At 37.6% G+C, this 19,531-nt stretch carries 17 protein-coding genes and 1 other annotated feature; of the genes, 6 read left to right on the forward strand and 11 right to left on the reverse strand.

The window, feature by feature from the left end; genetic code table 11:
- Nucleotides 1–161: 161 nt before the first annotated feature.
- From ACLU24_RS06075 to ACLU24_RS06095, 5 genes are all read left to right on the forward strand, one after another.
- Nucleotides 162–764, forward strand: a complete 603-nt coding sequence (locus tag ACLU24_RS06075; protein ID WP_412611054.1) for an alpha/beta hydrolase — start codon at nucleotides 162–164, stop codon at nucleotides 762–764.
- Nucleotides 765–849: 85 nt separating this feature from the next.
- Nucleotides 850–1,500 (forward strand): TetR/AcrR family transcriptional regulator, encoded by a 651-nt coding sequence (locus tag ACLU24_RS06080; RefSeq protein WP_412611055.1) that lies wholly within the window; start codon nucleotides 850–852, stop codon nucleotides 1,498–1,500.
- Entirely contained in the window at nucleotides 1,463–1,684 is a 222-nt protein-coding gene (locus ACLU24_RS06085) for a cysteine-rich KTR domain-containing protein (RefSeq protein ID WP_412611056.1), read from the forward strand. Before ACLU24_RS06080 ends, ACLU24_RS06085 begins: the two co-directional genes overlap by 38 nt.
- A 46-nt stretch (nucleotides 1,685–1,730) precedes the next feature.
- On the forward strand, nucleotides 1,731–2,366 hold the full coding sequence (locus ACLU24_RS06090) for a DUF998 domain-containing protein (protein ID WP_412611057.1): 636 nt from the start codon (nucleotides 1,731–1,733) through the stop codon (nucleotides 2,364–2,366).
- A gap of 7 nt (nucleotides 2,367–2,373) precedes the next feature.
- Nucleotides 2,374–2,964 carry an ATP-dependent Clp protease proteolytic subunit gene (locus ACLU24_RS06095; RefSeq protein ID WP_412611058.1) on the forward strand — a complete coding sequence of 197 codons (591 nt, stop codon included), beginning with the start codon at nucleotides 2,374–2,376 and terminating at the stop codon, nucleotides 2,962–2,964.
- Between the two features lie 669 nt (nucleotides 2,965–3,633).
- On the opposite strand, the gene ACLU24_RS06100 is transcribed toward ACLU24_RS06095, so the two are convergent.
- The 10 genes from ACLU24_RS06100 to ACLU24_RS06145 all read right to left on the reverse strand — a co-directional run bounded on the left by ACLU24_RS06100 (nucleotide 3,634) and on the right by ACLU24_RS06145 (nucleotide 16,115).
- Nucleotides 3,634–3,942: a transposase gene (locus tag ACLU24_RS06100; RefSeq protein ID WP_412611327.1), complete on the reverse strand. Its 309-nt coding sequence runs from the start codon at nucleotides 3,940–3,942 to the stop codon at nucleotides 3,634–3,636.
- Nucleotides 3,943–4,403: 461 nt separating this feature from the next.
- Nucleotides 4,404–5,294, reverse strand: a complete 891-nt coding sequence (locus ACLU24_RS06105; protein ID WP_412611059.1) for a VanZ family protein — start codon at nucleotides 5,292–5,294, stop codon at nucleotides 4,404–4,406.
- Nucleotides 5,291–5,710 carry a Holliday junction resolvase RuvX gene (gene ruvX, locus ACLU24_RS06110; protein WP_412611060.1) on the reverse strand — a complete coding sequence of 140 codons (420 nt, stop codon included), beginning with the start codon at nucleotides 5,708–5,710 and terminating at the stop codon, nucleotides 5,291–5,293. Before ruvX ends, ACLU24_RS06105 begins: the two co-directional genes overlap by 4 nt.
- Nucleotides 5,711–5,776: 66 nt before the next feature.
- Complete coding sequence (locus ACLU24_RS06115) at nucleotides 5,777–6,403, reverse strand: histidine phosphatase family protein (protein WP_412611062.1); 627 nt, start codon at nucleotides 6,401–6,403, stop codon at nucleotides 5,777–5,779.
- A 41-nt stretch (nucleotides 6,404–6,444) separates the two neighbouring features.
- Complete coding sequence (locus ACLU24_RS06120) at nucleotides 6,445–7,356, reverse strand: dihydroorotate dehydrogenase (protein ID WP_412611064.1); 912 nt, start codon at nucleotides 7,354–7,356, stop codon at nucleotides 6,445–6,447.
- Nucleotides 7,356–8,108, reverse strand: a complete 753-nt coding sequence (locus ACLU24_RS06125; RefSeq protein WP_412611066.1) for a dihydroorotate dehydrogenase electron transfer subunit — start codon at nucleotides 8,106–8,108, stop codon at nucleotides 7,356–7,358. The genes ACLU24_RS06120 and ACLU24_RS06125 overlap by 1 nt, the downstream gene beginning before the upstream one ends.
- Before the next feature lie 305 nt (nucleotides 8,109–8,413).
- On the reverse strand, nucleotides 8,414–9,055 hold the full coding sequence (gene nth / locus ACLU24_RS06130; protein ID WP_412611067.1) for an endonuclease III: 642 nt from the start codon (nucleotides 9,053–9,055) through the stop codon (nucleotides 8,414–8,416).
- Between the two features lie 10 nt (nucleotides 9,056–9,065).
- The gene (ptsP, locus tag ACLU24_RS06135) at nucleotides 9,066–10,709 is read right to left on the reverse strand and encodes a phosphoenolpyruvate--protein phosphotransferase (RefSeq protein ID WP_412611068.1); all 1,644 of its coding nucleotides are present in this window, start codon (nucleotides 10,707–10,709) and stop codon (nucleotides 9,066–9,068) included.
- Nucleotides 10,710–11,275: 566 nt separating this feature from the next.
- On the reverse strand, nucleotides 11,276–13,222 hold the full coding sequence (gene thrS, locus ACLU24_RS06140) for a threonine--tRNA ligase (RefSeq protein ID WP_412611070.1): 1,947 nt from the start codon (nucleotides 13,220–13,222) through the stop codon (nucleotides 11,276–11,278).
- Nucleotides 13,223–13,299: 77 nt separating this feature from the next.
- Nucleotides 13,300–13,528: a binding site (T-box leader), on the reverse strand.
- A 64-nt stretch (nucleotides 13,529–13,592) separates the two neighbouring features.
- The gene (locus ACLU24_RS06145; RefSeq protein ID WP_412611072.1) at nucleotides 13,593–16,115 is read right to left on the reverse strand and encodes a right-handed parallel beta-helix repeat-containing protein; all 2,523 of its coding nucleotides are present in this window, start codon (nucleotides 16,113–16,115) and stop codon (nucleotides 13,593–13,595) included.
- Between the two features lie 214 nt (nucleotides 16,116–16,329).
- Here ACLU24_RS06145 and ACLU24_RS06150 point away from each other — a divergent pair, with 214 nt between their 5' ends.
- The gene (locus ACLU24_RS06150; protein ID WP_412611074.1) at nucleotides 16,330–17,334 is read left to right on the forward strand and encodes a tyrosine recombinase XerC; all 1,005 of its coding nucleotides are present in this window, start codon (nucleotides 16,330–16,332) and stop codon (nucleotides 17,332–17,334) included.
- Nucleotides 17,335–17,409: 75 nt separating this feature from the next.
- Here the strand turns inward: ACLU24_RS06150 and ACLU24_RS06155 are convergent, their stop codons facing one another.
- Nucleotides 17,410–19,431 (reverse strand): Dabb family protein, encoded by a 2,022-nt coding sequence (locus ACLU24_RS06155; protein WP_412611075.1) that lies wholly within the window; start codon nucleotides 19,429–19,431, stop codon nucleotides 17,410–17,412.
- Nucleotides 19,432–19,531: the final 100 nt, after the last annotated feature.

Consider the following 19,531-nt stretch of genomic DNA (forward strand, 5'->3'; position numbering starts at 1 on the left):
TGAATCTTTTGTAAATTTGCTCTTTTACTTGTCTACTTTATTGACTATGGTCCAATGATGCTTATTGGCAGAAAAAAGTGTATGTTATGGTAAAACCGTAGAAGTAAAATTATAATTTGGCAGATGGATGCCATAGAACACCAAATGAGGGTAAGGATAAAATGAAAGATTTAATGATATATGTCCACGGAAAGGGCGGTTCTGCGCAGGAAGCCGAACACTACAAAATGCTCTTTCCGAATGATGAAGTGATTGGGTTTGATTACCGTTCCAAAACACCTTGGGAAGCCAAAGAAGAATTTTTCGCATTTTTTGCTGAAAAGAAAAACCGGTGCAAGCACCTCACCTTGATTGCAAACAGCATCGGTGCCTATTTTGCGTTATCCTCGTTGGATGAAACGCTGGTTGACAAAGCTTTTTTTGTCTCCCCGGTCGTGGATATGGAAAACCTGATTTGCAAGATGATGCAATGGTCAAATGTGACCGAACGGGATCTTGCAGAGAAATTGGAAATCGCCACAAATTTCGGGGAAATGCTGTCTTGGTACTACCTTTGTTATGTGCGTGAACACCCGGTTTTATGGAATGTTCCCACCTGCATTCTGTACGGCGAGCACGATAACCTGACATCTATAGAAACGGTATCCACATTTGCAAAGCAGCACCATGCAGATCTGACTATCATGCCCGGCGGCGAGCATTGGTTCCATACCGAGGAACAAATGCAGTTTCTGGACAATTGGATTAGAAAGACTGAGAACTGAACGAACATTGTAAGCGTATTCTCTTGACATTTTGCAAAAAATGATTATAATATAACTAACGAATATTAGTTAGCGAGGCTTGGTTATGAAACAGGAGGATACAAAGCAGAGAATTTTGGATAAAGCCTTGGAGCTGTTCTCTACGCAGGGATACGATTCCGTCAGCGTGGGAGAAATTGCAAAAGCGGTGGGCATTAAAGCTCCTTCGCTTTATAACCACTTCCCAAGCAAACAGGCTATTTTTGACGCCATCGTAGAATCCACGGCGGCGCAGTATGAGGCGGATACAGATAAGATCAACATTCATGTGCAGAATGCGCAAAAAGATATTCCAGTTTTTACGGAGATCACCGAAAACGCCCTTTTTGAAAAGGTACAGCAGATCTTCGAGTATTCTCTCCACAACGAAGCGATCAGCCGATTTCGCCGCATGATGACCATTGAACAATTCCGTTCACCGGAGTTGGCGACGCTCTACTCCAAACGATATGTGGAACGCATCCTGAACTATCACGCTGATATTTTCCGTACCCTGATCGCCTCCGGCGAGATCTGCGCAGAAAATCCGGATGCACTGGCCATGATGTATGTGGCTCCGGTAGTAACGCTCATAGGAGTTTGTGACCGCCAGCCGGAAAGAGAGCACGAGTGTTTGGATAAGCTCCAAAACCATGTGCGGCTCTTTTTTCGCATGGTTCATGGCAGCAGTTCGCAAAGAGGTGAAAGCCGTGAGTAAGTCGGATGAAAAATGGATCCTTTGCCCGGTTTGCGGAGCAAAAACACGGCTGCGACTCCTGCAAAGGACGGTGCTGAAGGACTTTCCGCTCTTTTGCCCCAAGTGCAAACAAGAGCGTATCATAAATGCGCAAAATTTTCAAATAGAAATCATCAATCAGCCAGACGCAAAGACGCAGTGCTGACCGCAATTTTTGTGGTCACGCACTGCATTTTTTTAGGAGGAAAACCATGAAAAAATCTTTGATACAAAAACTTGGACTATTGGGTGTTGTCAGCTTTCTTTCGTACACGGCGGCCGTGGTGTTTGCACCGCTGGCCTATCCAGGGTACAACTGGATGTCGCAGGCAGTCAGCGATCTGAGTGCTACCAATGCACCGTCGCTAGCACTGTGGAATCAGCTCAGTGCCTTTTACAATGTGTGCGAGGTTGTCTGTGCAACTGTTGTCTGCATCGGCATCCATGGGCAGAAAACCAAATTGCTCCGTTCCGGAATTTATCTGTTTGCCGTGATGGAGTGGATCTCAGCGGTCGGCTACCGGATGTTTCCACTCAGTGACAGCGGCTATGCCGGTGCGTTTCAGGATGTTATGCACATGGTCATCACCGCTTTAGTGGTGATGCTGTCCATCGTATCGCTGACCGTTATCATCGTCGCCGGAACGAAAAATAAAGCCTGCCGCTCTTACGGAGTATGCGCGGCGATCGCCCTCGGCATGATGCTCGTCGGCGCAATGGGCATGAAAATTGTACCGGTCGATTACTTCGGCATTGTTGAGCGCTTCAGCGTGTTTGCCGCGACGGGATTTAATGCAGCGCTGGGCATTCACCTGTTTTGTATGAAACCAAAAGAGATAGAGGAGTAAAATTTATATGAGTATCATTCCTTATGTGATAGAACAAACCAGCCGCGGCGAGCGGAACTATGACATCTTTTCTAGGCTGCTATCCGACCGAATCATTTTTCTCGGCGAAGAAGTGACGGACACATCTGCCAGTTCGATTATTGCCCAGATGCTTTTTCTAGAAGCACAGGATCCGGACAGAGATATTCAGCTTTATATCAACAGTCCGGGCGGATCGGTCACAGCCGGTTTTGCAATTTACGACACCATGCAGTATATCAAGTGTGATGTATCTACCATATGCATCGGTCTGGCCGCAAGCTTCGGCGCCTTCCTGCTGGCAGGCGGCGCAAAGGGCAAGCGGATCGCGCTTCCCAATGCAGAGATTATGATACATCAGCCGCTAATCGGCGGAAACGGTGTGCACGGCCCAGTTACGGACATTCAGATCGTATCTGAGCAAATGCAAAAAAACAAACAGCGGCTTACCCGCATTCTTTCAGAAAATACGGGAAGATCCTTTGCGGAGGTTGCCGCCGATACAGAACGCGACAATTATATGTCGGCGCAGGAAGCCCTTGCCTATGGGCTGATCGATAAAATCATTGATAAGAGATAAAGAGAAAAGCTATGTCAGAAACGAATATAACGATCCGCCTTGAAACTAAGAACGATTACAGAAAGATCGAAAACCTGCCTCGTGAGTCATTCTGAAATGTCTACCGCCCCGGCTGCATGGAGCACTATGTGCTGCAATACCATCGGAATGACCAAAATGCCTTTATCTGACTTCTTATGGTGGCAAAGGACCAGCAAGGAAAAGGGAGCAGCACTTTTATTGTGAAAGCAATATCTAAAACATTAAATGCCGAAAGATATATACGGATTATGTTGAACTATACCAAAACCAATCTATCTGCATAAAAATTTTGGCTCAAGCAGCATTTTTTGGTAACTGAAGCAAAGCTTGCGAAGGAATATTTTATACAGTTATTGAAGCAGAAAAAATGCTTTAGTTACACTTTGATAGTGTACGAAAAAAGTAATTTCAGTTTTCATAACCGCTGATAAAAGAAATGCAAGGATAAGCTATGGCTTTTGATTTTAAGAAAGAGTACAAAGAATTCTACATGCCAAAAACAATCCAGAGCTCGTAACAGTTCCGATGGCGAACTATATTGCTGTGTGCGAGACAGGCGATCAAAATCAAGAAGGCGGCGTTTATCAGCAGACCATCAGCGTTTTGTATTATACCGTTGCCTTTAATATTTTTATTAAGTTTCGTTACCTAAGGCAATATTATTTTCAAAAATTTTTTAAATAACTTTTTAGACAAATAAGCTCTGTCAGCAAACAATTTTTCATATAACTCTTTTGTTAATCGTGAAACGACTTGCCAATTCCTGTCATCAACATTGCCAAAAGTAAGGCAAACTGACAAAATTTCTTCCATATCATTGATAACCAAGTAAAGCTTGAAATCATAAAACCAGCCTGTAGAGCTTTTTCCACGCTGTGCAAAGTCTTTGAATACTTTATGGGAATAAATTCTATAAGAATTGTAAACATCCAGAGTGGTAGAATCAATAAAACTTATTCATGTACGCTTGCTAACTCTATACTTCAATAAGGTATAATGTTAATGGAACTATTGACATTTTCATAATTTCTACAAAGCGGTTATAGCTGACTATTTTAGGAAAATATCGCAAAATATTGCTAATAGTTCTTCCATGAAAATCTGTCCTTTCTTTTGGTTGGTGTTTGTTTTATGTTTCCATTATATCAAATCTTGGGCAGTTTTTCTTTTTTCTATTTTTTCATCGAACTCACGGATTTTAAAAAGACCTCCTGATATTCTTATTTGTGCAGTCGGCCAACCGCACTTCTATCATACCAGAAGGTCTTTTTACTATGTAATTTTTTACCTCCCTAGCAGAGCTAGGGTTTTATTTTGCTAAAGTTAACCAATAAAAAGTGTAGCAGATTTCTCTACTACACTTTTTAGTCCAACTTATTTTATGCACATAATTTGCTCCATTATTCGTGGCATCTTTATTATTCGTCCTTTTTATCAATATAATAAAGTTTTAACATATTTGTATCATGCCCAAGAGTAAGTACGCTCCTTGTCTTTTCGATCAGAAGCTTTAAGCCATATCCAAACATAGCACCGATAGTATACATTATAATATCATCTAAACATACTGAACCGGTATTAAGAACAAGTTGACAAAGCTCTAAGAATGCTCCACTAGCTATTCCTATAAGAATTATGGGAACAAGTCTGATTTTAGAGATAAATATAGGTAGGAAAAATCCTATCGGAATAAACAAGACGCAATGCCATAGAATATAGAAAATACCGGTAGTATGTTCCTCTGTTAAGCATTTTACTATCCGCATAAATGGCACAACTACAACCTGTCTGTCACCACTGAAATTACTATTAAACGGAAATATATCTTTACAAAAAATTATCATAACATAGATAATAAGCAATGCCATACTGCTCAGAAATAAAAACTTTGAAAAGCCATATCGCTTTTCTCTTGTATTCCATGAAGCAACTGCGAAAAGCTTTATGCTTGTAGTTATTGCAAATGGTATAAACCATATCAGCACCCATGAAATCATATCATAAAGCGTAAGTTCCTCGCCGAGTGGCTTTGAATTTCCGTTTATTGCTGAGGCTATGGTTTCAAATACAAACCGTATCGCTAAAAGACTCGTTGCCGTTATAAGTGCAACTCCCATAACGTCATATTTTTTTACAATCAAAAGTAAAACAACTGTAATTGCAACAGAAACAGAAAGAACATATAGTAACCAGAATTGCTGTTCGCATTGAACCTTAGCTTCTGTCGGAAGCAAAAAGAGCATAAGCCCTGCGGCTAATGCAAGGAAAAAATGCCCTATAGGCAACTTTTTCCCTTTTAAAAAATTCATAGCCTGCTCCTTTCACTATCAAGATAATCCTGTAAAATAATAACCGCCGCAACGCTGTCAACAACAGCCTTACGCTTTTTTCCTCTTGTATTGGTTTCGTTTAAGTATTTGTGAGCGGTCATAGTCGTACCACGCTCGTCCTGCATAATAAGCTCTAAACCCGTTTTTTGCTTCAAAAGCTCACCAAAGCTTCTTGCATTTTTAGCACTGTCGCCCTCAGAACCGTCCATATTTTTAGGAAGTCCGAGGACAATTTTTTCCGCTTTAAGTTCCTTTGCTTTCTCTGCAATCTTATCTGCAAGCACTTCGGGATTTCTTTCTGTAATCACACCAACAGGTGATGCAAGAAATCCGCTCTTATCGCATACAGCTAAGCCCGTTCTGACTTTTCCTAAATCGACCGACATTATAATCATAACGATATTTCCTTTGAATATATTATTTTCCGAACCGAGCTATAACTGTTCTGCAAGCTCGTTTAACTACTGTATATCCTTGAGATGCTCTGTATCATTTTCAGTTACGACTTCAATCCAATCATCATCAGCAACAATGGTGCTTATCGCACAATTTGTTCCCCAAGGCACTGTTTTAAGCTCATCAATCGGCTTTCCATAGGCATTGCAAAGCATATTTCTTATAGCACAGCCATGCGATACAACGCATACGCATTTGCCCTCATTGTTATCAATAAGCTTTCTCAACATTCTGCCGGCACGCTGATAAACGCTTTCCATTCCTTCGCTTTTTTCGGGATTAAAGCGTTCTGGGTGATTATCCCAGTTATCGCTCTGTTCAGGAAAAAGTCTTACAATATCCTTTATATACATTCCGTCCCAGATTCCTGCGTCTATTTCCATAAGGTCATCATCAAGAATGATTTTATCCTCAGAAATATTATGGCTTTCCGCAATACTTTTAGCCGTAACAAATGCACGTTTCAAGGGACTTGAATAAACAACATCTATCGGCTCATCTTTAAGCTTGTTTACAGTAGCCTCAATCTGTCTTTTACCCTTTTCGGTAATCTCTGTATTTATTCTTCCCTGAAAAAATCTCTTTTCGTTTCCCTCTGCCTGACAATGGCGGACTAAAATTATCTTTGTCATTACTATTCTCCCCTATACCAACGACTATATGAATCATCAACTCAGCCTGTTATAACAGTACCTGTAAGTTCTGTTACAGACTTCATACCGTTTCTATCGAGATAATCATTCAAGCCTTGTCTGATTTTTACTGGAGAATATGGGTCTGTGAAAAGTGCTGTACCGATTTGAAGTGCGTCTGCACCTGCCATAAGCATTTCAACAGCATCTTTCCAAGTAGTAATACCGCCCATTCCTATTATAGGAATATCAACAGCATTAGCAACCTGCCATACCATTCTTACTGCAACAGGAAATACAGCCGGACCTGACATACCGCCTGTAATATTTCTTATAATTGGTCTGCGTGTATTTATATCAATTCTCATACCTGTTAGAGTGTTTATAAGGGAAAGTGCGTCTGCACCCTCTGCCTCTGCTGCTTTTGCTATGGAAGCTATATCAGAAACATTCGGTGAAAGCTTAACTATAAGTGGCTTTTTGCAATATTTGCGTACAGCCTTTGTAATAGCACCAACGGATTCGCAAGAAGTACCGAACTGAACTCCGCCCTCTTTGACATTTGGGCAAGAAATATTCAGTTCAATCATATCAATATCAGTGTCGGAAAGTCGCTCAGCCATTTTGCAGTAATCTTCCTGAGTGCTTCCTGCAACATTTGCAATTATAACTGTGTTCTGCTCGCGAAGCCAAGGCAAGTCCTTTTCTATAAAATGCTCTACACCGGGGTTTTGAAGTCCGACCGCATTAAGCATACCTGATGGAGTTTCTGCTATTCTTGGCGGAGGGTTTCCCAAACGCTCCTTAAGGGTAATTCCCTTACAAGAGATTCCTCCCAATTCTTCAAGCGGATAGAACTCGCTGTATTCGTGGCCAAAACCGATAGTTCCCGAAGCTGCTATAATCGGATTCTTAAATTCTACACCTGCAATATTTACGCTTAAATCTGCCATCAGAATACAACCTCCTCTGCATTAAATACAGGACCATTTTTGCAAACATGCTTATAGCCTTGTGTGCCGTCTTCTCTATTGACAAGTACAGCACAACCTAAGCAAGCACCAACGCCGCAAGCCATTCTTTCCTCCAAAGAAATCTGGCAAGGCACACCTGCTTGACGAGCAATTTCTGCAACGCCTCTGAGCATAACCATTGGTCCACAAGCACAAACCATATCAGCATTTCCTATAACATCTTTCAGAGCCTCTGTAACAAAACCCTGTCTACCTGCCGAGCCATTATCTGTCATAAGAATATGTTCGTCGATTGATTTAAAATCTTTCTCAAGTATAACGGCACTCTTATCTCTGAAACCTGTAATAGTAACTGCATTATTGCTCTGTTTTGCCGCATATAACATAGGAGGTACACCAATACCTCCGCCGATAAATACTGTTCTTTGGTCCGGCTCTATCTTAAAGCCATTTCCCAAAGGAGCAATCATATCGACCTCTCCGCCAACTTCTGTTTGCGAAAGTATATCAGTACCCTCTCCACGAACCTCGAATACAAGACGAAACTCTGAACCGTTTATATCACAAATTGAAATCGGACGGCGGAGAGTTTTTCCCGGAACACGAATATGGACAAATTGTCCGGGCTTAGCAATTTCTGCAAGCTCTTTATTCAGAATTCTAAAATCAAAAATTGTGTCAGTCAGCTGAGTTTTCTTAACCAGCGGACATGGACGGGCATCGTATTTCATCAAATTCAATCCTTTCGGTATGATATAAATTGATTATAGCATATTTTTCCGTTTGAGGGAACATCTTTTTGAAATTCTAAGCAAAATTTAATTGCTAATTAACAGGAGCTTGATAAAAATTAAAAGTTTCGCTCAAGCCTTTTTAAAGGCTTGTAGTTTCCAAAGATGCTTACCTACAACAGAGCCTTTGGGTACAAATTCACAGCAAGGACGCACAATCACTCAATAAATCTTGTATAAACTAACATTTAGCTTTCATACAAAAAGTGCAGCAGATTTCTCTGCTACACTTTCTCACACAATTTTTAATTTTTTTTATTTTGGATATAATATTCGCAAAAACCATTCATACAACATTTATCGCATTTGGGTTTTCGTGCGTCACAGACAGCCCTGCCGTGAAGCACAAGTCTATGACAAAAGTCATTACTTTCTTCTGACGGAAGAACATCTCTCAATATCTTTTCTATCTTAGTTGCATCCTTAATTGAATGAAATCCAAGCTTTGATGTTATTCTTATGCAATGAGTATCGACAACCACAGCAGGTTTTCCGAAAATATCCCCCACAACCAAATTTGCTGTCTTTCTTCCTACACCCGGAAGCTTTATTAGCTTTTCGATTGTATCAGGTACTACTCCGCCAAAATCTGAAACAAGCATCTTACACATAGCAACTATATCTCTCGCCTTAGTTTTATAAAGTCCGCAGGAATGAATATATTTTTCCACCTCAGACACATCGGCTTCTGCGAAATCTTCCGCTGTTTTAAAACGTTCAAATAATGCCGGAGTAACCATATTTACTCTTGCATCTGTGCATTGTGCAGCAAGCCTTGTCGCTATAAGAAGCTGTAATGGCTCAGTATAAACAAGCGAACATATCGCATCAGGATATTCTTTTTTTAAAGCCTCAACCGCAAGCAATGCTCGCTGTTTTGAATCCATCTAATCACCTTTATTTTGATTTCTTTTCTTTGAGGTCTACTTTTCTTATTTCAGAACGCATTTCAAGTATCTTGCTCGGAATAACTGAAAAGCTATCGGCACCATATTTCAAGAATTTTTCTGTAAGTCGTTTATCAGCGGCAAGGTCACCACATATCCCAACAGGAATTTCCGCCTTATGAGCGTTTTGTATGGTAAGCTTAATAAGCCTTAGAACCGCTTTATGTGCTGTTATATAGAAATTTATAAGGTCCTCATTATTTCTGTCAACAGCTAAGGTATATTGAGTTAAATCATTAGTGCCTATGCTTATAAAATCTACCATTTCGGCAAGAATATCGCTTATAACCGCCGCCGCAGGTGTTTCTACCATTATTCCTATTTGTGTTGACGGGTCATAATTTATACCCTCTCGCTTTAATTCATCACGAACTTCTTTAGCTGTCTTTTTGAATGAGCGTACCTCGCTTACAGATGATACCATAGGAATACATATAGAAACCTTGCCAAAAGCTGAGGCTCTGTATATAGCTCTTAACTGCATTTTAAGTATGCTTTGATTTTCAAGGAGAAGTCTTATTCCTCGCATACCCATAGCAGGGTTATTTTCCTTTGATATATTAAAATAGCTACACTCCTGTTCCGGAAGCATATCGAGCATACATATTCTCGTAACCTTTTTTCCCATAGTTTTTGAGATTGCTCTATATGCCATAAATTGCTCTTCTTCACTTGGTAAAGAGGCTCTACCCGCAAAAAGAAAATCACTCTTTAAAAATCCTATACCCTCTGCATCATTATCTATTGCAACTTGAGCGCCGTCTATAGAACCTATTGTTGCCAAAAGTCCTATTTTCTTTCCATCTAAAGTTACGGTAGGAAGATTTTTTTGACTATTAAGCATATTGCGATATTCTTCATATCTTTGTTTCTTAGATTTGTATTGCAAAAGCAAGCCTTCCGGTGGGTCGACATATAGTATTCCCTGCTCTCCGTCAAGAATAGCATACCTGCCATTCAGACGCTCTAAAACCGCAGTAGTATTAGACATAGAAGGTATACCCATAATCCTTGATATAATAGACGCATGAGAAGTAAAAGAACCAACATTAGTAACAATACCAAGAATATTTTCTTTCTTAAAAGAAAGTGTATCGCTTGGATAAAGCTCTCTTGCTGCAATAATAAGAGGTTCAGTTATATTAACCTTATTTGCCTCATTTTCTGACATAAGCACATTGAGTAATTTATTAGATAAATCAACAATATCATCTGCACGCTCTCTCATATAATCATCTTCTAAGTTAGCGAAGATATTATAAAAATGCTCATAAGTTTTTTTAACCGCATATTCACAATTCATATGTTGATTTACTATTATATTTTTCGAATAATCTCTAAGGGAATTATCATTCAAAAGCATCTGATGAAATTGAAAAATCAAGGCGTTTTTATTTCCAATACTCTCTTTCGCCCGTTCATTCAAAACAGTTAGCTGGTCATAAACTATATCTATTGCTTCCATCAGTCTTGCCATTTCTTTTTCTGTATCTTGTATTGTATATCTTGGGATATTTTTCTTAGGATTGTTCAAATAATGAATCTTTCCGATAGCGTAACCCATAGATATAGCCGTTCCTTCAAATTTCAGCATAAAATTCACCACCTGTCATTTGCCGACAAAATACCGGTTTCACTTCGGAAGTTTAATATGTTAAGTTTGAATGTTATATCACACGAAATTATATATTTTCTATTGTATAGATTTTTTAAAAATAAATTTCCGAATTTACACCAAGATAAGTTCGACGAAATTTTAAAAAGCATAATATTTATCAAACAATACTATTTTATTATGCAATAATATTTATCTACCACTATAAAAATATAGTTTCTCAATTTCCTTAATCTTATTAAACACGATTTCATTCAATTTGTCAATACTTACAGAAAACTTTACATTTTCCGCTATCACATTCGTGCGGTATGCTATATCAAGTTGAAGACTTTTAGTATAAACTAACAAAAATTAAATTATAATATTGTATAAAAATACAGAATAATTTTGTTATTTTTTACTGATTTCTGCTAAAAATCAAAATGTTTTTATCAATAATATTTAAAGATGATATATAAAAAAAGCACAGCCCGAAACCCGAGCTGTGCTGAATATAGATAAATAGCTAATTTAATAATAGAATTTCAGAATTAAGACAAAGATTATTTTTCTTTAGTATCAACCTCTGTTTTAACCATATTGATAAATTCATCAACAGGAGTATTAGGCATCTCGCCTCTTTTTCTTGAACGAATTGTAACTGTATTAGAGGCAACCTCATTATCACCGATAACAAGAATATATGGTATCCTCTCAAGTCTTGCATTCTTAATCTTAGGGCCGATATTTTCTTCTCTGCTATCAACAGTTACTCTCATTCCGAGTGCTGTCAGCTTATCTGCGATAGACTGTGCATATTCGTTATGAACTGACTTGATAGGAAGAAGTCTTACCTGCTCAGGTGCAAGCCAAAGTGGAAGTACACCATTAAAACGCTCAAGCATATAAGCAAGAGTTCTTTCATAGCAACCAAGTGAAGTTCTGTGAATAATATAAGGAATTTTCTTTTGACCGTCCTTGTCGATATAGTACATTCCAAATCTTTCTGCCTCAAGCATATCAATCTGAATGGTAACGATTGTATCTTCCTTACCGAAAACATTCTTATACTGAATATCAAGCTTAGGACCATAGAATGCAGCCTCGTCAATACCGATTTCGTAATCGAGTCCAATATGGTCGAGAATCTTCTTCATAACAGCCTGAGATTCTTCCCACTGTTCCTTTGTACCTTCATACTTATTATTCTTATTTTCAGGGTCCCACTGAGAGAATCTGAATGTGCAGTTCTCAAGAAGACCTACTGTATCAAGGAAATATTTTGCAAGCTCAAGGCAGTTCTTAAATTCTTCCTCAAGCTGGTCAGGACGGAGAATATAGTGTCCCTCAGAGATTGTAAATTGACGAACCCTGATAAGTCCGTGCATTTCGCCACTTGCTTCATTTCTGAAAAGTGTAGATGTTTCTGTCAATCTCATAGGAAGTTCTCTGTAAGAACGCTGTTTATTGAGGAATACCTGATACTGAAATGGGCAAGTCATAGGACGAAGTGCAAAGCACTCTTTCTCCTCGTCATATGGGTCACCAAGAACAAACATACCATCAAGATAGTGGTCCCAGTGTCCTGAAATCTTATAAAGTTCTCTCTTTGCGAGAAGTGGTGTTTTTGTCAACAAGCAGCCCTTTGATTGCTCAACATCTTCAACCCATCTCTGGAGCAGCTGAATAACTCTTGCACCCTTAGGAAGAAGTACAGGAAGTCCCTGACCTACATAGTCAACAGTTGTGAAGTACTCAAGTTCTCTGCCTATCTTGTTGTGGTCACGCTCCTTAGCCTCCTCAAGCATCTTGAGATGTTCCTCAAGCATAGATGCCTTAGGGAAAGAAACACCATAAACTCTGCAAAGCTGGCGATTATTTTGGTTTCCACGCCAGTATGCACCAGTACAGGCTGTGAGTTTAATAGCCTTTACAGGAGCAACAGACATAAGGTGAGGACCTGCACAAAGGTCTATAAATTCGCCTTGCTTATAGAAACTGATTGGCTCTCCCTTATCTGCGTGTTCCTTGCAAAGCTCAACCTTATATGGCTCGTCTTTTTCCTCAAGAAGTTTAACAGCCTCATCAGGAGAAAGCTCAAACTTTTCAAGCTCAAGTCCTTCCTTAACGATTTTCTTCATCTCCGCTGTAATCTTTTCTAAGTCCTCAGGAGAGAATGGTTTTTCTACATCGAAATCATAATAAAAGCCTGTGTCAATCGCAGGGCCAATAGCAAACTTTGCCTCAGGATATAATCTCTTAACAGCCTGAGCAAGAATATGAGATGTAGTATGCCAGAAAGCCTTTTTACCATCAACATTATCAAAAGTGAGGATAGCAAGCTCACAATCCTCTGTAAGTGGAGTTCTTACATCACAGACATTACCATTAATCTTACAGGCACACATAGACTTATAAAGTCCTGCACCAAGTGACTTTGCAACCTCTGCAACTGTTGTTCCGCTCTCATACTCTTTAACAACTCCGTCTTTAAGCATTACCTTAATCATTTTTCAACAGCTCCTTATTAAAATAGAATTTACCAAACAGACAAAATAAAAACCGCCCCAAAACATCACTAAGGATACATTGGGACGGGGAATTTTCACCGTGGTTCCACCCAAGCTTAACGGATAATATAATAAAAATCCGTCATCTCGTTAATGTCCATAACGCAGGCAGGCGTTACTGCTTATTTCGCAGTAATGTTCAAAGGCGGTGTCGTTAATCATAGTTTCCACAAAGGCTTTCAGCCGATGACCTCTGCTCTCTTTTGAAACCGTATTTGAAAAACGCTTCCTTATCATTACATTTAATCTATTTGATTTCTAATGCTAATATAACACTTTAAAAATGCTTTGTCAATAGATTTTTTTAATCTCATTTCTTAGTTGTAATAGATAAAGTTTTTGAAGCATCTCCTTTTAAAGTACCGCTATTTGTGCTCTTAAAGGCCATAACTTTATAACTATATTTTGTATTTGAATTAAGACCAGTCACTTTTACAGAAAGGCTATTTGCACTATTCAGTGTTATAAGCGTTTTATATCTCTTTGATTTTGCATCATATTTATATACATAATAGCCTGTAGCTCCTGAAACTTTATTCCATTTAAGAGTTATTGTATTTTTAGTAGCTGTTCCTGTAAACTTATCTGTCGCTTTAAGAAGTGTTGAGCAATTTATATTATTAGCATAGCTTGAGTTTATAACATTATTATTTGATTTATAATAGGCAGTGACTCTGTAAGAATAAATTTTATTCGGAGTCAATCCGCTATCTATGAAAGAAAGTACCGAACCTCCCTCAATAGTTTTTATTTTTTTATAAGTACCGTTGCTGTCTTTGCGATATATATAATATCCGCTTGCATTTTTACTTTTACTCCATTGAATTTTAATTTTATTAGATGTACGACTTCCAAGCTTAGCATTTTGCGGAACGCTCGGAATCATACCCTTTGCCTCACTGCTTGTCCTTATTACATCAACATTATTGTTACTTGATTTACCTGTAATATCAATTTGACCTTTTTGGTTATTACTTGAATTACATGAAGTTACTTTATTCGATTTACTGCTTCCTGAAATTGTAATTCCGTAATCATTATTAGCTAAGAAAGAAGATGGATTTACAGTGTTATTGTTAGAATTATAAATCAAAATACCATTTCCGCCATTGTTTTTAGAAACATTATTTGTAAGTATATTATTTGAGCTTGAACCACGTATAGCTATTCCGCTCTTTTTGTTTGAATCAGCACTTACATCTGTAACTTTATTACCGCTTGAAGAACTACTTAGCGCAACTCCATAATTACCATTACCCTTAATTTTGCTTATATTCTTTATAGTATTTGCATTGCTTGAATTTAAAGAAATCCCATTTACAAGGTTTCCGAAAACGCTACCGCCTATAATCTGATTTTCATTTGAATAAGTATTAAGTGAAATACCGCTTCCGGTACATTCGGTAACAGTATTTGTCTTTATAATATTTTTATCGCTTGCCGAAAGATGTATACCATTTCCGCCGGAACCGTTAATTTTATGGCAATTATTATTTTCTATTCTATTACCATTACTTTGTTTTAGATAGATACCTCTGCTATCTTCACTTCCTTTAGAATTTGAAAAATCTATTACATTTTCATAGATTTTACTATCATTCATTAATCTTCCGGAAATTCCGGCATTAACCTTGCCAAATGCAGTAATATTATTATCAGAAATATTCACATCCTCAACATAGTAATTTTCTTCCGGAAGTGAATTTTTATTATTTGATTCTGTAATAGTCATACCCCATGCACGAATACCAAAAACATATGGAAGATTTGTATCTGCATTTTTACTTAATGATATAATATTTTTTGAGATAGTTGCTTTAGCATTTGAATCTATTTTTGCATTGCCAACCTTAGGATTATTATACAAATTTGGTTCCATATACTTAAAATCCACACCAGAACCTACATTTTTCATAGTATTGCCTGATATATTACAATTTTTCCAGTTTAGTGCAATAACTGATTGTTGTGTAATATCTTCAAAAATATTGTTTGTAACCTCTATATTTTCAAAATAAACTCCGTTTACGGCAGTATGATTTCCCACACCTCTGTTTACATTCTTAAATTTATTATTCGATATTTTCACATTTATACAAGGCGTATCATCAAAAGCAGGATATCCTATAAAAACATCAGAACTATACATAACATCAAGCTGAATCGCTTCTTTGCCGCCAGAAATGCCACCGTCCTTATAACCTTCAAAAGTACAGTCTGTGATTGTAACGCCATCAATACCTCCAAGCTCCACATGATGTGAACCTACATTATTGGTTACAGAAAGATTCTCAAGTGTTATATTGGTAGCGTGTGCAAATCTAAAGCTTGAAAATACCTTGCACTTTCCTTCTCCATATTTAGGACTTTCTGAATTTCCGTCCCAGATTCCGCCAACAATCTTAATATTCTTATATCCTGAATATCCATAAAGTTGATTTCCACCTCTTGGAAAAGCTGTCCTTAGCATACCTCCTGAAAGGTTTTGCTTGATTATATGAGCCCCTACTGCATAAATCTGTGTATTACTATAAATCTCAAGTGTGGAAGAAATAGTATAAGTACCCTTAGGAATAATAATTCTATACGGTACACTATCCATCGCAAAATCTCTTGCGACATTAAGGGCCTGTTGAACTTTAGATGTAATATCCGAACCACTTTTTGCTTCAATTTGAATATCAATAGTTTTTATGATTTTATCCGGTACAGTATTTTGTGTGACTATTGATTTCGAAGTATCATTGTCTGTTTTTGCATTTGCAGTTATAGGAACTGCCTGAATCATAGTTGCTGCAACTAATGCTGCCAAAATAATTTTAAATTGTTTCATTAAATCTCCTCATAAATAATATAATAACAGCTTAAAAAATCGTACAAGAACATTATATACAATATTTACATATTTTTCAAGAATTTGTTAATAAAAAAATATGCAATTTAGTACAAATTTTTCAATAAATTTTTGTCACCGCTCTGTCGAAACTTTGAATTTATAGAGGTATTATGTTATAATTAAATTAGATGCTTTTTATGGGGGTAAATTTATGAAAAAGCAATATCTTGATGAATCCTTTGAACTTTTACAGCAATTTCTAAGCTATATGCAGAATGTAAAAGGCCGCTCAGAAAATACTGTCAATGAATACTTTATTAGTTTGCGTACATTTTTCAGATATATGAAAAAGCACAAGGGAATCGTAGACCAAAATATCGACGAAGAAAAAATCACAATAGATGATATAGACCTTGATTTCATAAAAACAATCAGTTTTAATGATATAAGCTATTTTATGAACTATTGTATCAATGCACGACATAACGGAGCGGCGGCCCGTGCAAGAAAATCTTGTGCGATAAGAGTTTTTTTCAATTTTTTATATCAAAAGCTTAATTTAATCGAATACGACCCCTCTAAGGGACTTGATACCCCAAAATTATCAAAAAAGCTTCCGAAATTTCTATCTTTAGAGCAAAGCATAGAACTTCTCAATACTGTTGACGGAAAATATAAAGAGCGTGATTATTGCATATTGACACTATTTCTGAATTGTGGTATGCGTCTTTCTGAGCTTGTCGGAATAAATCTCACCGATATAAACTATGAAGAAAAAACTCTAAGGCTTTTCGGTAAAGGTAGTAAGGAACGAATAGTTTATCTGAATGAAGCCTGTATATCTGCAATTAAAGACTACCTCCCCCTTCGCCCTAATGGAAGCATTAAGTCATCTAAGGATAAAAACGCTCTGTTTATCAGCAGAAATGGAAATAGAATAAGCCCTAAAACTGTTCAATGGCTTGTCAAAAAATATCTTTCCGAAATCGGTCTTACATCATTAAATGGTTCTACAGGATATTCTGTTCATAAACTAAGGCATACCGCCGCTACTCTTATGTATCAGCACGGAAATGTTGATATTCGAATACTCAAAGATATTCTTGGTCACGAAAGTCTCAGCACAACAGAAATCTATACACATCTTTCAAACACACAAATGGAAAAAGCTGCTGAAAGCAATCCTCTTTCCAAAATCAAAAAAAGAAAAGATTAAAAATAAAAGACAGTACAACTTGTCCATAGTTTACAAATTGTACTGTCTTATTTATTTTCTTAAAATGTATTAATTTTATTCAGTCGTATCCGAATTATTATATCCGCAGTGGCAAATAGAAACAAAGTTATTGTTAAGTTTTCCGCACTGAGGGCATTTCCAAGCATTTGATTTAGGAATGAATGAAGTATCTTCTTCCTTAGTAGTTGCTCCGAAATCAAAATCAAACGGCTTTGTTTCACCACAACCACAAGTACCAACATAGTTATGATTATATTTTCCGCATTTTGGGCATTTCCAGAATTTAGTCATATCAATTTCTTGCTTAACTTCCTCTTCTTTCTTCTTGCGTCCGAAGAATGACCTCTTTTCCGGTTTTGTTTGAACCGACTGCGGCCCTGATTTCTTAGGCTCGTTTGAAGCTGATTTACCAAAGCCTAATTTATGTTCACCAAATTTCAAATCACGAATCTTTTCTTTATCAACTGAAGAAATTTCCATTGGAGCAGGTTTAGGCATATCTGTACCTATTTCTCTTTGAGGTTTAGATTCAATATCAACCGCTCTCATAGGAGCAAATGGCGGAAGATTATTTGAATTATCAGAGTTCAAACCACCTACCAATGGATTTACTGTGAAGCCATCAGGCTTAACATAACCGCATCTGCAATCAGTTATAAAATTCGCATGTAAAGCGCCACACTTAGGGCATCTCCATGCGTTTGATGGTGTTTCTTCATGTGCTGGCTTTGTTTCAGGCTTAGACTCCGAGCTATTATCTGTTGACATAAAACCAAAATTATCTAAAGGCTTAGATGCGCCACAGCCACAAGTACCAACATAATTAGCATTAACACGACCACATGATGGACAACGCCATTTGTTTGTCATATCAACTTCTTTTGAAGTATTCTCTTCCTCTTCTTTCTTGCCACCAAACAAACGAGATTTTCTATGTTTTACAGGTATAGGAGGAATATCTGCTTCACTTACTTTAGGTTTTGATTCAAAAGGCATCGGAGTAGTTTCCACTGATTTTGCAACCTCAACCGGTTTTTCAGCTTCAACCGGATTTTCAGCCTCAACTGGCTTTGCAACCTCAATCGGATTTTCAGCCTCAACTGGCTTTGCAACCTCAATCGGATTTTCAGCCTCAACTGGCTTTGCAACCTCAACCGGATTTTCAGCTTCGACTGGCTTTTCAACCTCGACTGGCTTTTCAACCTCGACTGGCTTTTCAGCCTCAACTGGTTTTTCAACCTCGACTGGTTTTACAACCTCGACTGGTTTTACAGCTTCGACTGGCTTTTCAACCTCAAATGGTTTTACAGCCTCGACTGGTTTTACAGCTTCGACTGGCTTTTCAACCTCAAATGGTTTTACAGCCTCAACCGGCTTTTCAACCTCGATTGGTTTCTCAGGCTCACTCGCAACTTCAAAGCCATAAGGGTCTTCTTCATCAACAATAGCCTCTAAAACATCATAATCTTCCTGAGCTTCTTTAATAGACTTCTGTATAAAATCAGGGATAATATTATAATCTGGTTCAGGCTCTTCTGTTGGCACAAAATCAATTGGAGCATTTATACCCGGAATAACAGGCCTTACAAGACTTTGATATTCATTTGAAGAGGTTTGAATATCAGAAACATCTATCTGCAATTTTTTATCATCAGATTTTGGTGCTTCTATCTTTTCAATAGGCGGTTCGGCAAGTTTAGGCTCTCTTATATCTACAACTGGTATAGGCTCTTTTTTCTTTTCAAAATCAAGTATGTCAGGTTCTATATCCAAGAAATCAGGGTCCTCTGGCACAAAATCAAAAGCTACTCTTTTTTCTGCAATAGTTGAAATAAATTTTTTACACTTAACATGGTCTGGGTGATTCTGATAGAATTTCAAAGCTCCGGGAGATTTAAAAACAGAATATAGAACAACATCATATTCCGATGAGGAATCTAAATTGTAGCCAAGTTCAACAGACTCAAGACCTTTAATCCTTCCGTCCAATGAATAAAGCATCTTGACCATTTGTTCCATATTTTTTTCTTTATCTTCATTGTCTTTGATTTTCCAAAAAACAATATGTTTTAACATATTGATCCTCCTAACAATAAAGTTTTTAAAACAATTCAAGTACCATAAATTTTACCATATTTTATTAATAACTTCAAGCACTTTTGAATAATTTTAATAT

Source organism: Pseudoruminococcus sp., from assembly GCF_047012705.1.
In the GTDB taxonomy this organism is placed as follows: domain Bacteria; phylum Bacillota; class Clostridia; order Oscillospirales; family Acutalibacteraceae; genus Pseudoruminococcus.